At 61.4% G+C, this 14,511-nt stretch carries 7 protein-coding genes; 5 read left to right on the top strand and 2 right to left on the bottom strand.

What is annotated here, in order from left to right; translation table 11 throughout:
- The first annotated feature begins 136 nt into the window (after window positions 1–136).
- Both SSARUM2_RS16855 and SSARUM2_RS16850 read left to right on the top strand, forming a co-directional pair.
- Window positions 137–1,372 carry an MFS transporter gene (locus SSARUM2_RS16855; RefSeq protein WP_060452518.1) on the top strand — a complete coding sequence of 412 codons (1,236 nt, stop codon included), beginning with the start codon at window positions 137–139 and terminating at the stop codon, window positions 1,370–1,372.
- Between the two features lie 130 nt (window positions 1,373–1,502).
- On the top strand, window positions 1,503–2,012 hold the full coding sequence (locus tag SSARUM2_RS16850) for a DUF1097 domain-containing protein (protein ID WP_060452519.1): 510 nt from the start codon (window positions 1,503–1,505) through the stop codon (window positions 2,010–2,012).
- On the opposite strand, the gene SSARUM2_RS16845 is transcribed toward SSARUM2_RS16850, so the two are convergent.
- On the bottom strand, window positions 1,992–2,975 hold the full coding sequence (locus SSARUM2_RS16845; protein WP_060452520.1) for a LacI family DNA-binding transcriptional regulator: 984 nt from the start codon (window positions 2,973–2,975) through the stop codon (window positions 1,992–1,994). The genes SSARUM2_RS16850 and SSARUM2_RS16845 overlap by 21 nt on opposite strands.
- 268 nt (window positions 2,976–3,243) lie before the next feature.
- Here SSARUM2_RS16845 and idnO point away from each other — a divergent pair, with 268 nt between their 5' ends.
- From idnO to elaB, 3 genes are all read left to right on the top strand, one after another.
- Window positions 3,244–4,008, top strand: coding sequence for a gluconate 5-dehydrogenase (gene idnO / locus SSARUM2_RS16840; protein ID WP_033648038.1), 765 nt, complete (start codon window positions 3,244–3,246; stop codon window positions 4,006–4,008).
- A gap of 22 nt (window positions 4,009–4,030) precedes the next feature.
- On the top strand, window positions 4,031–5,062 hold the full coding sequence (gene idnD / locus SSARUM2_RS16835) for an L-idonate 5-dehydrogenase (protein ID WP_033653769.1): 1,032 nt from the start codon (window positions 4,031–4,033) through the stop codon (window positions 5,060–5,062).
- Between the two features lie 82 nt (window positions 5,063–5,144).
- Complete coding sequence (gene elaB / locus SSARUM2_RS16830) at window positions 5,145–5,456, top strand: stress response protein ElaB (protein ID WP_025303653.1); 312 nt, start codon at window positions 5,145–5,147, stop codon at window positions 5,454–5,456.
- 36 nt (window positions 5,457–5,492) lie between these two features.
- Here elaB and SSARUM2_RS16825 read toward each other — a convergent pair whose 3' ends face one another.
- Window positions 5,493–14,150, bottom strand: a complete 8,658-nt coding sequence (locus SSARUM2_RS16825; protein ID WP_053091954.1) for a glycoside hydrolase family 94 protein — start codon at window positions 14,148–14,150, stop codon at window positions 5,493–5,495.
- Window positions 14,151–14,511: the final 361 nt, after the last annotated feature.

The raw sequence follows: 14,511 nt of genomic DNA, 5'->3' as shown, positions 1-14,511 counted from the left end.
AGAATGCATCAGGGTGATTCATTCTTGACGATACTTCGCCCGCCGCCGTAACGCTATGATAAGCGCCGTTCCCGGCCCGCCGGGTGAGAAAGATGTCGATGGCAGGCCGCCGTCTGCCGACTTTGGGAGTTGAAACATGTCAGAAAATACCGCCAGCCAGATCGCGGCGCCGCAAAATGCTCAGGCGTCGCGCAGGACCATTTTATTGTTCTTGGCGCTGGCTTTGATGTCGGCATTGCTGAACAGCAGTGCGCCGACGCCGCTTTATCCGCTGTATCAGCAGCAGTTTGCGCTGAGTTCCGTCAGCCTGACCGTCGTTTACGGTGCCTACGCCGCCGGCGTACTGATCTCTTTGTTCGGCGTCGGCAATCTGGCCGGCAAAGTAAAGGATTTGCGCAGCGTGATCGTGCCGGCATTGCTGGTGGTGTTGAGCGGTGCGCTGCTGTTTGCGCTGGCGGATACCTTTGTCATGATGCTCATGGCGCGACTGCTGGCCGGGGTGGGCACCGGGGCATTGACCGGGGCGGCAAACATCGCCCTGGTGCGTTTTGGGCCACAAGACGGCGGTAAAAACGCCGCGCTGATCGCCACGTTGTCCTTTACCACAGGGTTGGCGCTGGGCCCGATCTTCAGCGGCATCGCTTTGCAGACCGGTTTTCATCCCACGACGCTGCCGTTCGTTTTCATCATGGTCATTGCCGCTGTGGCGGCGTTGGGCGTGATGTTCTCGTGGCCGCGTGGCGTGGTCGCGGCGCCGACCCGCGCTGCGCCGACGGCGACAGAAAAAAGCACGCTGCTCGATGGCCTGCGTATCACCGGCGGTAAATTCTTTGTCTGTGCCGGGGCGCTGTTTATCTGTTGGGCTCTGGCCGCCAGCATTTTGGCTATTGGCCCCAGCGTGGCGGAAACGCTGTTAGGCATGCACCAGCGGGGCGTCTTTGGCTATGCGATTGCGGTGTATCTGTTGATCGCCGGTATTAGCCAGATCCTGAGCCGCCGCCTTAACGCCCGTCATTCGCTGTTGTTCGGTTGCCTGGCGCAGGTGCTGGCGGCGGTGGTATTCGCTGCGGCGATCCAATGGCATTCACTGTGGCTGGCGGCTGCGGGCCTGGTGGTGGCCGGCTATGCTTACGGCGCCATTTTCGTCGGCAGCGCGACCCTGGTAAACCTGATTTCGCCGCCGGCCAGCCATGCGCGTTTGCTTTCACTGTTTTACGTTATCGCTTATATCGCCAACTGGGTGCCGATCTTGCTGGGGATCGTGGTCGACCGTGTCGATCTGCAGCAGGCAACCCATCTGCTGTTCCTGAGCAGCACCACGGTATGCCTGTTGTTGGCATGGATGACGGTACGTGTAGGGTTCCCACGTTAATAATTTTGTGATTTAAGTCTCTTTTATTTAATTAATTATTCTTTAATTGCATTTATATTGTGATTTTAATCACATGAAATAACCGGCTTTCGGGTAAACTGCGCGCTTTCTTTTTGTCGCGGGTCACTTTATGAACGTTCTTTTCGCCATTGCCGTTACTACCGGGATCCTCTCCGGCGTGTGGGGCTGGGTTGCCGTCAGCCTGGGGCTGATCGGTTGGGCCGGTTTTCTCGGCTGCACGGCGTATTTCGCCTGCCCGCAGGGTGGGTTGAAAGGGCTGGTGATCGGCGCGTTGACCTGTTGCAGCGGCGTCTTCTGGGCAATGGCGATCATCCACGGCAGCGAACTGGCGCCGCAGTGGAATTTGCTGGGGTATCTGCTGACCGGCGTCGTGGCATTCCTGATGTGCATTCAGGCCAAACAGCAGTGGCTGGGGTTTGTGCCCGGCACCTTTATCGGCGCCTGTGCGACCTTCGCCGGCGGCGGAGATTGGCCGCTGGTGACGCTTTCTCTGTTGGTGGGCTTGCTGTTTGGCTATGCGATGAAAAACAGCGGTCTGTGGTGGGCGGCGCGCAGCGAAAAAGCCCGTGCCGCACAGCCGGTCAGCCCGAATGCCGGCTCAAACGGTGCCGCCGAGTGAGAGGCGGTAGTGCAGATCGTGGCGCTCGGCGCAGGGTTCGCCCGCGATCCGCAGCAGCAGCATTTCAGCGGCGGTTTTCCCCATGTCAAAGCGCGGCGTGATCACGCTGGCGATGCCCGGCGTGGTCGCCTGGCCAATATCCAGGCCGTGAAAACCCGATAGCGCAATCTCCTGCGGCACGCGCACGCCGAGACGCAGGCAGGCCTGCAACACGCCCACCGCCAGATCGTCGTTGGTGCACAGGATACCGTCCAACTGCGGGTAGCGTTCGCGCGCCATCGCCAGCATGTCGGCGCCGATCGAAACCGAAGAGACCCGATGCGGCGTGATCTGGCGCGGTGTTTGCCCCTGAGCCGCCATGGCGCGGCAGTACCCCCGATAGCGTTTATTGTCGCGGGCGTCCGACATGGCGCCAAAGTAAACGATATGCCGTTTGCCGCTGGCGAGCAGCGCTTCGGTCATGTCATACCCCGCCTGTTCATTATCAAACCCCACCGCAATCCGCCCCGGCGGCGCGTCGAGATCCATCACCTGCGCGAGGGGGATTTTGGCGGCGCCGAGGTAGGTCTCTGCGCGCAAGGTATGCGCAGAGTCGGTGAGGATCAGCCCGGCGATCGGGTAGCTCAACAGCTGTGCGATCTGCTCTTCTTCCCGCTGCGGGCTGTAATCGTAGTTCACCACCAGCGTTTGGTAACCCCGCGCTTGGGTAACGGATTCGATGCCGGCCAGCAGATCGGCGAAGATCTGGTTGTTGAAGGAGGGGATCAGCACGCCGATGCGCGGTTTTCTGCCGGCCTGTGCGGCATCGGCATCTGTGACGTTCAGCTCCCGCATGACCTGCGCAATGCGTTCGGCGGTGTCGGCCGCCACTTTTTCCGGCGTGCGCAGGAAGCGGCTGACGGTCATTTTGGTCACGCCGGCCAATTGCGCAATGTCCTGTAGCGTAACGCGAGGGTGTTTCATTCGGTGGCCTTCACGGGCGGCGCGGCAAGGGCGGATAGCGGTATGTTAACAAATCGATTTGGCGATAACAATGAATGCGATCCTATTAAAAATAGCTATTTTTCAATTGGATAACTGCTTTTTGCCCGCTTGCTGCCTGCGTGAGATCACGTTAAGGGTAACAGGGTTTCGTAACATGATGTTCAGTGATTTCCATCACGTTTTTACCGGTAACAATCGGCTGAGATAGAGGCCTGTCCGATTGGAGGCCTGATGGCCGGGAATCACCATGAACAACCTGTTTTCACTGGATAACAAAATTGTCTTGATCACCGGCGCCTCGCGCGGCATCGGTTTTCTGCTGGCGCGCGGCCTGGCGCAGCAAGGCGCGCATATTCTGGTCAACGCCACCACCGACGAACATGCCCGACACGCCGCCGATCGCCTGCGCGAAGAGGGCTTGCGCGCCGATGCGGCGGCGTTCGACGTCACCGATTCCCAGGCGGTGCATGCCGCCATCGATCGTATCGAAGCGGATATCGGCGCGATAGACGTCTTGATCAACAACGCCGGCATCCAGCGCCGCCACCCGTTCACCGAGTTTCCGGAGCAAGACTGGGACGACATCATCGCCGTCAACCAGAAGGCGGTTTTCATCGTGTCGCAAACCGTGGCGCGTTATATGGTGCCGCGCCGGCGCGGCAAGATAGTCAACATCGGCTCGATGCAAAGCGAGCTGGGGCGGGACACCATTACCCCTTATGCGGCCTCCAAGGGCGCGGTGAAAATGCTGACGCGCGGCATGTGCGTGGAGCTGGCGCGCTACAACATTCAGGTCAACGGCATCGCCCCCGGCTACTTCAAAACCGAGATGACACAGGCGCTGGCCGACGATCCGGCCTTCACCGCCTGGCTGACCCAACGCACGCCCGCCGCACGCTGGGGCGATCCGCAGGAGTTGATCGGCGCGGCGGTGTTCCTGGCCGCCGACGCCTCCGCCTTCGTCAACGGGCAACTGCTGTTTGTCGATGGCGGCATGTCGGCGGCGGTGTAACCTTTTTTCGTGGAGTGTTGAGATGAAAATTCAAACCCAGTCCTGCGTGGTCAATGGCAAACGCGACGTGGCGGTGATTGCGCAAGAAGTGGATTACCGTGGGCAGGGAACGCTGGTGAAAATCAGCCGCGGCGGCATCTGCGGCTCGGATCTGCATTACTTTCAGGAAGGCAGGGTCGGCAATTTTCAGGTGCGCCAGCCGATGGTGCTGGGCCATGAGGTGATCGGCGAGGTGGTCGCCAGCGATTCGCCGCAGCTGCCGGTCGGGCAGAAGGTGGCGCTCAATCCCAGCAAACCCTGTGGGCAGTGCAAATACTGTCTGGCGCAGCAAAGCAATCAATGCGTCGAGATGCGCTTTTTCGGTAGCGCGATGTATTTTCCGCACGTCGACGGGGCCTTTACCCAATACAAAGTGGTGGATAGCGCGCAGTGCATTCCTTACGGCGCCGATCGCGACGACAGGGTAATGGTGTTCGCTGAACCGCTGGCGGTGGCGATCCACGCGGCGAAGCAGCCCGGCGACGTGACGGGGAAAAAGATCTTCGTGTCCGGCGTCGGCCCGATCGGCTGCCTGCTGGTGGCGGCGCTGAAAGCGCTGGGCGCCGCCGAGATTGTCTGTGCCGATCTCAGCCCGCGCTGCCTGGCGATCGCCAGGCAAATGGGGGCCGATCGGTGCCTGCATGCTGCGGACGACGATGTTAGCGGTTATCAGCAGGACAAAGGGTATTTCGACGTCGCCTTCGAAGTGGCGGGGCATCCGCAGTCGCTGCAGCGCTGCCTGGAGATCACCCGCGCCAAAGGCACCGTGGTGCAGGTGGGGATGGGCGCCAGCTTCCCCGATTTTCCGCTGATGTTGTTGATCGCCAAGGAGTTGAACCTGCTCGGATCCTTCCGCTTCGTGGCGGAGTTTGCGCTGGCGGTGGCGTGGCTGGCCGACGACGTGGTCGATCCGCTGCCGTTGCTGTCGGCGGAGTTCGCCAGCGGGCAACTGGCGCAGGCGCTGGAGTTTGCCGGCGATAAGCGCCAGGCCGCCAAGGTGCAATTGGTGTTTTAGGGTAAAAGTCCGATGGCCGCAGGCGGCGATCCTTGTCTATAGTGTAGGAACGCTTAATTTTTTCAACCACGGAGATCTCACTATGGCAAGACATACGGATGCTGAGCAAACTACGCTGGATGACGATCTGAGAATGCTGACCGAGACGCTGGAAGAAGTGCTGCAATATACCGGCGATCGCGCGGATCAGGCCTACATCGACATCAAGTCGCACGCCGAGCAGGCGCTGAGTGAGGTTAAGGCGCGCTGGGCGAACACCGGCGAATCCTACTATGCGCGCGCCAAAGAAGCGGTACACCGCACCGACGACTACGTGCGGGATAAACCCTGGCACAGCGTAGGCATCGGCGCCACCGTAGGGCTGGTGCTGGGGCTGCTGCTGGCCAGAAAATAACGACGTCGGGCGGCGGCCTGCGCCGCCGCCCGACAGCTACGTATCTTCTTTCCCCAAAATCACTTCCACCTGATGGATCCTGCCGTCGTCCCGCAGCGCGATCGTCGGCTCCGACTGAGGGATGCCGTCAACGATGATCTGCGTTTCGCCTTCTCCCTGGCGCACGACCAGCTGATATTCGCTGGCGCCTTCGCGGTAGTTGATCGTGAATTGCGGCCAGTCGGCCGGCAGACGCGTATCGATCGTCAGCCGATCGCCGCGGCGTTTCAGGCCCAGCAACGACTCGAGAATCAAGCGATACATCCAGCCTGCCGAGCCGGTATACCAACTCCAGCCACCCCGGCCGATATGCGGCTCAACTGCGTAGACATCAGCGGTCGCCACGTAAGGTTCGACTTTGTAACGTTCGGCGGCGGCGCTGTCCAGGCTGTGGTTGATGGGGTTGATCAGCGCCATCAGCTGCCAGGCGCGTTCGATGTCACCCATTTCGGCGAAGGCCATCACCGCCCATACCGCGCCGTGGGTGTATTGGCCGCCGTTTTCCCGCACGCCGGGCAGATAGCCGCGGATATAGCCGGGATCGGGACCGTTGCCGTCGAACGGCGGCGTCAACAGTCTGATCAGCCTGGCCTGCGGGTCGACCAGATGTGTATCCAATGACTGCATCGCCTGCCGACTGCGCTGCGGATCGCCGGCGCCGGACAGCACCGACCAGCTTTGCGCAATGGCGTCGATGCGGCACTCTGCGGCCAGGTGTGAGCCGAGCGGTTCGCCGTTGTCGAAATAGCCGCGGCGGTACCATTCGCCATCCCAGGCATGGTTGTGCAGGTTGTCCTTCAGGGCGGCGGCCTGGCGGCGGCACTGTGCGGCCAGGTCGTCATCGTGGTGGCGTTCCGCCAGATCGCCGTAGCGCTGCAGGATGGAAAACAGGAAGAAGCCGAGCCAGACGCTTTCGCCGCGGCCTTCCAGCCCGACCCTGTTCATGCCGTCGTTCCAGTCGCCGGCCCCCATCAGCGGCAACCCGTGCTCGCCGAAGGTCAGGCCGTGTTTCAGCGCGCGCGCGCCGTGCTGGTACAGGCTTTCCCGCACTGCGCTCTGCGCCGGCTGTTCATAGGCGGACTCTTCGCCGGGCGCCAGCTGGCGCGCCTCCAGATAGCCCACCTGTTCGGTCAAAATGCTCTCGTCGCCGGTGGCGTCCAAATAATGACACATCGCCAGCGGCAGCCACAGATAGTCGTCGGAACAGCGGGTGCGCACGCCGTTGCCCTGCGGCGGATGCCACCAGTGCTGCACATCGCCCTCGATAAACTGGCGTGAGGCGCACAGCAGGATCTGTTCGCGCAGCCGTTGCGGCGCGGCGTGGGTCAGTGCCAGCGTGTCCTGCAGCTGATCGCGGAAGCCAAAGGCGCCGCCGGATTGGTAGTAGCCGCTGCGTGCCTGAATGCGGCAGGAGAGAGTTTGGTACAGCAGCCAGCCGTTAGCCAGCAGATCGACCGCCGGATGCGGCGTGCCGATCTGCACCTTATTCAGGATGCCGTCCCAATAGGCGGCGACCTGTTGCCGTTCGTCTTGCAGGCGATCTTCATCCAGGTAGCGCTGCAGCAGCATGTCGGCCTCGTCGGCGTTTTGTCCCAGTCCCAGGACGAACACCAGGCTGCGCTGATCGCCGTCGATCAGGCTGAGCGCCGACTGTACCGCGCCGCACGGATCCAGCCCGGCGCCGACCCTGCCGGAAAGCCGGCGCAGTTTCAGCACCGCCGGATTGGCCAGCGTGCCGTTGCGGCCGAGGAATTCACGCCGATCGCCGCTGATGGAACAGTGGGCGCCGGTAACGCCGAAAAAGGCGGTGCGCTCGGAACCGTTGCCGCCGTAATGGTTGGTGGCCAGAATGCCGCAGCCGCCCGTCGTCGTCGCGGCCTGTGTCACGACGTGCATGGCGGTTTTACTGCGCAAATCGCCGAGGATGAATTCCATGTAGCCGGTGGCGGAGAGTTTGCGCGTGCGGCCTGAACCGTTGGTCAGCGTCAGCAAAAACAGCTTCACCGGCGCGTCCTGCGCCACCAGCATCGTCAGCTGGCTGTCGATGCCGCCTTCGCGGTGCTCGAACACGCTGTAGCCAAAGCCGTGGCGCGTCAAATAGTGGCCGCGACCGCGGGCCGGCAGCGGCGTGGGGGACCAGACGTGGCCGCTTTCCTCGTCGCGCAGATAAAACGCTTCGCCACCGCGATCGCTGATGGGATCGTTATCCCACGGCGTCAGCCGGTACTCGTGAGCGTTTTCGTACCAGCTATAGGCCTGACCGCTTTCTGAGATAACCGTGCCAAACAGCGGGTTGGCGATAACGTTTGACCAGGGTGCCGGAGTGATCTTGTTCTCGTTCATCGCAATGACATATTCGCGTCCGTCGCTGGAGAATCCGCCCAGCCCGTTAAAGAATTGCAGGTCTTCGATGGCGGGCAACTGCGGCGAATGCAGGTTGCGCGGCAGGTTGTCTACCGTCGCCAGCTTCGACGACGCGGTGACCGGAGACAGCGGCTGTTGCAGGGTTTGCGGCAGCTGCAGGCGTTGGTTGAGCTGCTCCGCCAAACCGCCGCGTCGGTCGTCGAGATAGATGCGCGCCACGCTGAGCAGCAGACGATGGTCTTCCGGCGACATATGTTCGCTGGTCCGCACGAAAATGCCCCCCGGCTTGTCGGTCAGGGTGGATTCCATGCCGGCGGCGATCAAGCCCATGATCTGATTTTGCAGATCCTGGCGGTAGCCGCCGACGTCTTCGTTGAGGATCACCAGATCCACCTGCAGCCCCTTAAGGCGCCAATAGTTGTGTGCCTGGATCAGCTGCTGCACCAACGCGATATTCTCCGCGTCGCTGACCGTCAGCAGCACGATCGGCAGATCGCCTGAGATCGAATGCCCCCATAACCCGGACTGGCCGCGGCGGTTGCTGATGATTTCACCGCCGCCGGCGCGCATTTCCTGCGCCGGGAACACCACGGCGCCGGCCAGACGGTTGAACAGATTGGCGTCTTCCTCATTGGCGTTCAGTTGGCGCAACACCACCTGGCTGTGTGACCAGGCCAGTTCGAAGACGCGATCCGCCAAGTGGCGATCGCGATATTTTTCCAGCATCGCCAGACAGGAGGCGCGATCCTCGCAAACGCCGTAAAACACATCCAGCGTCAGCGGAACGTTGGGTTCCAGCACCACGCGCTGGCGGATGGCGATGATCGGATCGATAACCGGCCCGGCGCTGTTGGTCAGCGGCGCATTGTGGTACAACGCCTGCGGATTGGCCGGCGTGCGGCCGCGGCCGATAAATATGCCGCGATCGGTTTCGAACGAGGTTTGCGCGCTGTTTCCCTGTACCGTCATCATGTGCAGCAGCCACGGGCACGTCTCTTTGGGCTCGCGCGGTCTGCGATGACACAGGATCGCTTCCTGGTCTGGCAGTAGCTCGGTTTGCACGAACAGATTGCTAAAGGCCGGGTGCGCCAGATCGTTCCCGGCCGGTGCCAGCACCACTTCGGCATAGCTGGTGATCTCAAGGATGCGCGGCTGTTTACCGCGGTTGATGAGCGTCAGGCGGCGCAGTTCGATATCATCTTCCGGCGAAACCACCACCTGCGTTTTGACCGAAAGCGTGCCCAGATGGCGCTGGAATTCGGCGCCGGCGTCGTTGAACACCGCGCGATAGTCTTTGGCGCCGCCGCCGCCGATCGGTTGCCAGGTATTGCTCCACACTTCGCCGGTTTGCGGATCGCGCAGGTAGCAGAAAGCGCCCCAGTTATCACGGGTGGCGTCCTCGCGCCAACGGGTCAGCGCCAGGTTTTGCCACCGGCTGTAACTGCCGCCGGCCTGCGACAGCATCAGATGATAGTTGGCGTTGGACAACAGTTGCACTTCGGGTATCGGCGTATCGACGCGGGTGAATTCACGCGCGCTGAAGCTGGCCGGCTGGATGGTGCCTTCGTGGGTTTCGAAATGACGACGCGGGCTATAGAGCTCGACTGCGTCCGGCACGCGTTCCTGCAGCAGCAGGCGCGCTGACTGGAAGGCGGGATAGCGGGCGAAACGCGCCACCATCGGCGCATCCAGCAGCAGGTGCGACAGCGCCAGGAACCCCATGCCCTGGTGGTGTGCCATGTAGGAGCGGACGATCGTGTACAGTTGCCCGCGGCTCAGGCGTGCGGTGGTGTAATCGAGCGCTTCGTAAAAACCGTATCGCCCTTTGGCGCCGTTGTGTTCCAGCGTCAGCAGGTTATTGCAAGCGGCGACGGGCTCAACGATCAGTGCCATCAGCGTCGCGTAAGGGGCGATCACCATATCGTCGGCCAGGCCGCGCCGCAGCCCCAAACCGGGCACCCCAAAGGCGTGATATTGATAATTTTGCTGCGCGTCGAAGCCGAAATAGCCGGATTCGGAAACGCCCCAGGGGACGCCGCGCTCCTTACCCCAGGCGATTTGGCGCGCCACCGCCGCGCGGCACATCTGCACCAGCAGCGAATCGGGATAGGCGGGCATAACCAACTGCGGCATCAGGTATTCGAACATCGACCCGCTCCACGACATCAGCGCAGGCTCCTTGTCGATGACGGTGAACAGCCGGCCAAGGGCGAACCAGCTGCGCTGCGGCACCTGATTGGTCGCGATGGCCACGTAGTTGGTCAGACGGATTTCCGACGCCAGCAGATCGTATTTGCTGCTGTCCATGCGGTTATGGTCGCAGTTGAAGCCGACGCTCAGCAGGTGGGTCGATTCGTCATACAGGAAGTGGAAGTCCATCTGCGCCATTTTTTCCAGCCGCTGCCGCAGGCTGCCGAGTTGCGCCAGGCGCTGTTGCGCCAGCGCGGCGGCGGCATCGAGCCGGCTTTGTTGCTCGGCCGAAAGCCCCAGGTTCGCCGGGGCGTCGGCCAACCAGCGCAGGCTGGGCGGCTGCGCCAGATCCGGCGGCGCATCGCTCAGCCAGCCATACCATTGCGCCCATTCCGCACAGAGTTCATTAAGTTGCTGATGGAGCGCGCCGGCCCAGCGTTTAGTTTCTTCGCCGTGGTTTAACGCCGGCTCCTGCAACCCGTTGCTGTAGTTGCGCATGGCGTCCAATTCAAGCAGCAGCGCGGCGTACGGGCTGTTTTGCGCCTGTTGCCAATGTTGGCGCAGTTTGGCCAGGTTTTTCGGCGCTGCGTTTCCCCACTGCTGTTCCAGCAGTTCCAGGCTGTCTCCCAGACCGGCCACTATCCGCTGCGGATCGATGACCGGCTGTTGGGCCAGCGCCGGCAGCCCGGCGCAGAGCGTCAGCAGATGCCCGGCCAGGTTGCCGCTGTCGACGCTGGAAATATAGCGCGGGTTTAACGGCTCTAAGGTGCGCGTGTCGTACCAGTTGTACAGATGGCCGCGATAGTGCTCCATGCGATCCAGCGTATCGAGCGTCAGTTCAATGCGGCGCAGCGCCTCGCACAGCGTCAGGTAGCCGAAATCGCAGGCGGTGAGGTTGGCCAATAGCGACAAACCGATATTGGTCGGCGAGGTGCGGTGCGCTATCACCGGTTCCGGTATTTCCTGATAGTTGTCCGGCGGCAGCCAGTTCTCCTGAGCATTGACGAAGGTGTTGAAAAAGTCCCAGGTCTGGCGGCTGGTATGGCGCAGGAAACGCCGTTGCTCCTCATCGATCGCCGTTTTGCTGCGCTGCGGCTCGCGGCTCAGGTAGTAGAGCAAGAACGGCGCGAATACCCACAGCGCGGAAAGCGGCAAGGCGACGACGAGCGCCATCGGGTTATGCCACGCGGTGAGCAGCAGCAACCCCGCCCCGGCCAGCGGATTGACCCACATGGCGCGATAGAAATTGGTCGGCGTCACCCGCAGGCGCGTTTTGCTCTGGGCGTAGCTGGTCCACTCTTGCAGATTGCGTTGGCTGAACAGCAGGCGCCATAGGGTAACGGCGATCGCTTTCAGGCTGTACAGCGCTTCGTGCGGGAGTGCCGCGAGGCGCAGGCCGATTTGTGCCAACCGGTGCAGCGTGCCCTTCAGCGCCAGCCGCACATGCTGGAGAAACGGGCGGCGTGGCGGTTTGCGCGCGATGTCCTGCAGCAGCGCCAGCGCGGAAGGCAGCAGCAGAAGGATAAAGACCACCGCCAGCCAGTAACCGGTGTTGGGCAACCCTGTCAGGCAGCAGAATAAAAGCAGCAACAGGCTGGGGGCCACCAGGCTGCGGCGCAGGTTGTCGAACAGCTTCCACTGCGACAGCGCGCTCAGCGGGTTGGCGCAGCGTGAGCCGTCCGCTTTTTTCACCCGCGGCAGCAGCCAGTTAAGCAACTGCCAGTCGCCGCGGATCCAGCGCGAACGGCGCGCCACGTCGACCAGATAGTTGCTGGGATATTGCTCATACAACAGCACATCGCTCAACAGCCCCGAGCGGGCATAGCAACCTTCCAGCAGATCGTGGCTCAGCACTAAATTCTCCGGGCAGGTGCCTTGCAGGCTGCGCGCAAACACGTCCACGTCGTAAATGCCTTTGCCGATGAATGAGCCTTCGCCAAACAGATCCTGATAAATGTCCGACGCCATGCGCGTATAGGGATCGTTGCCCGGCGTGCTGCTGCATAAGGCGGCGTAACGTCCCTGACCAAAACGCGGGATCTCTTCGGCCATGCGCGGCTGCAAAATGGCGTAGCCTTCCACCACGCGCTGTCTGTTTTCGTCATACTGCGGCTGGTTGAGCGGATGCGCCATGGCGGCGATCAGCTGGTGAGCGGTGTCGCGCGGCAATACGGTATCGCTGTCGAGGGTGATGACGTATTTGACGTTTTTCAGAGCCTCAAGGCCGGCGCCAACCAGGCTGGAGAAGGCGTTGTCGCGGTTGCGTAGCCAGTCGTTAAGCGCATTCAGCTTGCCGCGTTTGCGCTCCAGCCCCATCCACACGCCCTGTTTGTCATTCCACTGCCGATCGCGGTGGAACAGGAAAAAGTGGCCCGGCCCTTCACAGGGATAGCGTGCATTCAGCGCGCCGATTTTTTCACTGACGTAAGCCAGCAACGCGGCGTCGTCAGCCTGCCGCTGATGCGGGGCGTCGTTAAAGTCGGTGAGCAGCGCGAAATGCAGGTGCTTCATCGCATTACCCAGATAACAGACCTCCAGCGCGTTGAGCAGCCGGTCGATGCCGGTTTTCTCGTCGAGCAGGGTGGGGATCACCACCAATGTGCGGAACTCGGCCGGAATGCCGCAGGAGAAATCGAGCCTCGGCAAAGGTCGGGGTTCCCGACTGCGGGTCGTAACTTCGCTGAGCAGGTTAAGCACGAATTGGCTGACGACGATCGCCAACGGGAAAAACAGCAGCGCCAATCCCCACCAGCTGATGCCGCTGCCCGCCGCGTGGCGCAACAGTTCCGCACAGCTGGCGGTGGTGAGCAGGCTGAGGCTGCCGAGCCAGGACAGCAGCGGCGCCTGGTTCAGCGCGTGGCGCACCCGGGTAATGCGGCTGAGGCGTACCGCCAACTGCTGTTCCAGCGCCGGTCTGCCGTCGTCGATCAGGTAGTAGCCGATGTGATGGTTGCGCGCATCGCCGACGGGATCTTCCGCCGCCACTCGCGCCATGTTGAGCACGTGTCGCGCAACCTGTACCTCGTCGTGCGGGCTGTGGCGGGCCAGCATTTCGATCACGTGGCGATAGTGATCGCGGGTGTCGAAGTGCATCATCGGATACACCCCAGCCGGATCCTGACGCAGCGTTTGATCTACCAGGCTCATGGTTTCCACAAATTCCGCCCAATCCATTTCGCTCAGCTGGCGCAGGCCGGCGATGCTGTTGCTGACCGACAGTTGGCTGACCGCCAACTGTTGGTTGAAGCGGTGGATCAGTTCATCGGAGGTCATGCTGACCTCCGCCAGACGCTGTTCCACCCAGGTGAGCGGCAGCGCCAGCATGGTGCCGTGGCCCTGCAGACGGCGCACCAGCTCGGCGACGAAGGCGCTGGTGCGCGGCGGATTGGATCGCGCCATGTCGGCGATAACGATGATCAAATTGGCCGGATCGTTTTCCGCCGATTCGAGCATTTTATTGACCCAGTCATCGGCCAGGTTGCGTTCACGCTGAGCCTGCGCTACCTCGACGCTGACGCGGCGCAGGTTGTCTATCAGCGCCAGACGCAGCATGCCCGGCAGCGCCCACAGTTCACCCAGCGTCAGATTGGTTTCCTTTTGATAGGCGGCGATATAGCGCGTCAGGCTCTCTGCGTCCCAGCGCCCGTCGCCGTGGGTGATGGCTTCGGCGGCGATGTCGTAAATGCGCGGGCAGTTGTGCGGTGCAGTCAGCTGCGGCAAGCCGCGGCCAAAGGTCTTAGGCAAGTGATGTCGCACCACGCGGATTTGCTCTTCGATCAAATAGTAATTATCGAGCAACCACTCCCCGGCGGGCGTCATGCTGCTTTTTTTGCCGTTGCTGAGCTGGCGGCAGCTCTCAGCCAGCACCCGTTCGTTGTGATCCAGCCGCTTCAGCAAATAGTAGGGGGTCTTACGCGTCGCCAGTTTGTGAGAGCGTGCCAGACGCTGGCCGTAGCGTTCCATCTGATCGACGGAAAACAGCTCGGCCTTGATGGTGCCGCCGAGCGGTTCCGGTTCGCCTTTAGCGCTTCTGGCGGCGAGCGGCTTTATTTTGCTGTTTTTGCGTTGACTTCTTAACCAATTGATAAGTTTTTCTTTCACACAAAAGCTCCTCACTTCTGACCAAAAGGGCAGCCGGTAAACCCGCTGGGAGTGCGTGAACATCCTGTATCTGGCGCCGGGAACATATGGCGTGGATTTGTTGCAGGAAGGAACAGACCTTTCCAGTATAGCTGTTCAGAATGAGATGTGTCTGTTTTTTAATCGTATTGTTTAATTTTAATAAACATTTGTCGAGGCGGGGCGTTCTGACCTATGCCCGATCAGCAACGGTATGTCATGGAGGTTGACTTGCTGTGGCGGGAAGATCCGTCAGGATAAACTCACTGGGTATTTCCCTGATTTTTGTATGGGCGGATTGAGCTCAGAATGTCGCAGGTGTAAAGTATTTGTGTTTTTATTG

The sequence above is a fragment of the Serratia sp. K-E0102 genome (genome assembly GCF_029962625.1).
Lineage (GTDB): Bacteria > Pseudomonadota > Gammaproteobacteria > Enterobacterales > Enterobacteriaceae > Serratia > Serratia sarumanii.
Note: the sequence above shows the minus strand (reverse complement) of the source record. Positions and strands in the feature narration are given on the sequence as shown.

Excerpts from the sequence above, each read along its gene's own strand:
- SSARUM2_RS16855 (WP_060452518.1), top strand. The coding sequence starts at position 137 with ATGTCAGAAAATACCGCCAGCCAGATCGCGGCGCCGCAAAATGCTCAG.
- SSARUM2_RS16850 (WP_060452519.1), top strand. The coding sequence starts at position 1,503 with ATGAACGTTCTTTTCGCCATTGCCGTTACTACCGGGATCCTCTCCGGC.
- SSARUM2_RS16845 (WP_060452520.1), bottom strand. The coding sequence starts at position 2,975 with ATGAAACACCCTCGCGTTACGCTACAGGACATTGCGCAATTGGCCGGC.
- idnO (WP_033648038.1), top strand. The coding sequence starts at position 3,244 with ATGAACAACCTGTTTTCACTGGATAACAAAATTGTCTTGATCACCGGC.
- idnD (WP_033653769.1), top strand. The coding sequence starts at position 4,031 with ATGAAAATTCAAACCCAGTCCTGCGTGGTCAATGGCAAACGCGACGTG.
- elaB (WP_025303653.1), top strand. The coding sequence starts at position 5,145 with ATGGCAAGACATACGGATGCTGAGCAAACTACGCTGGATGACGATCTG.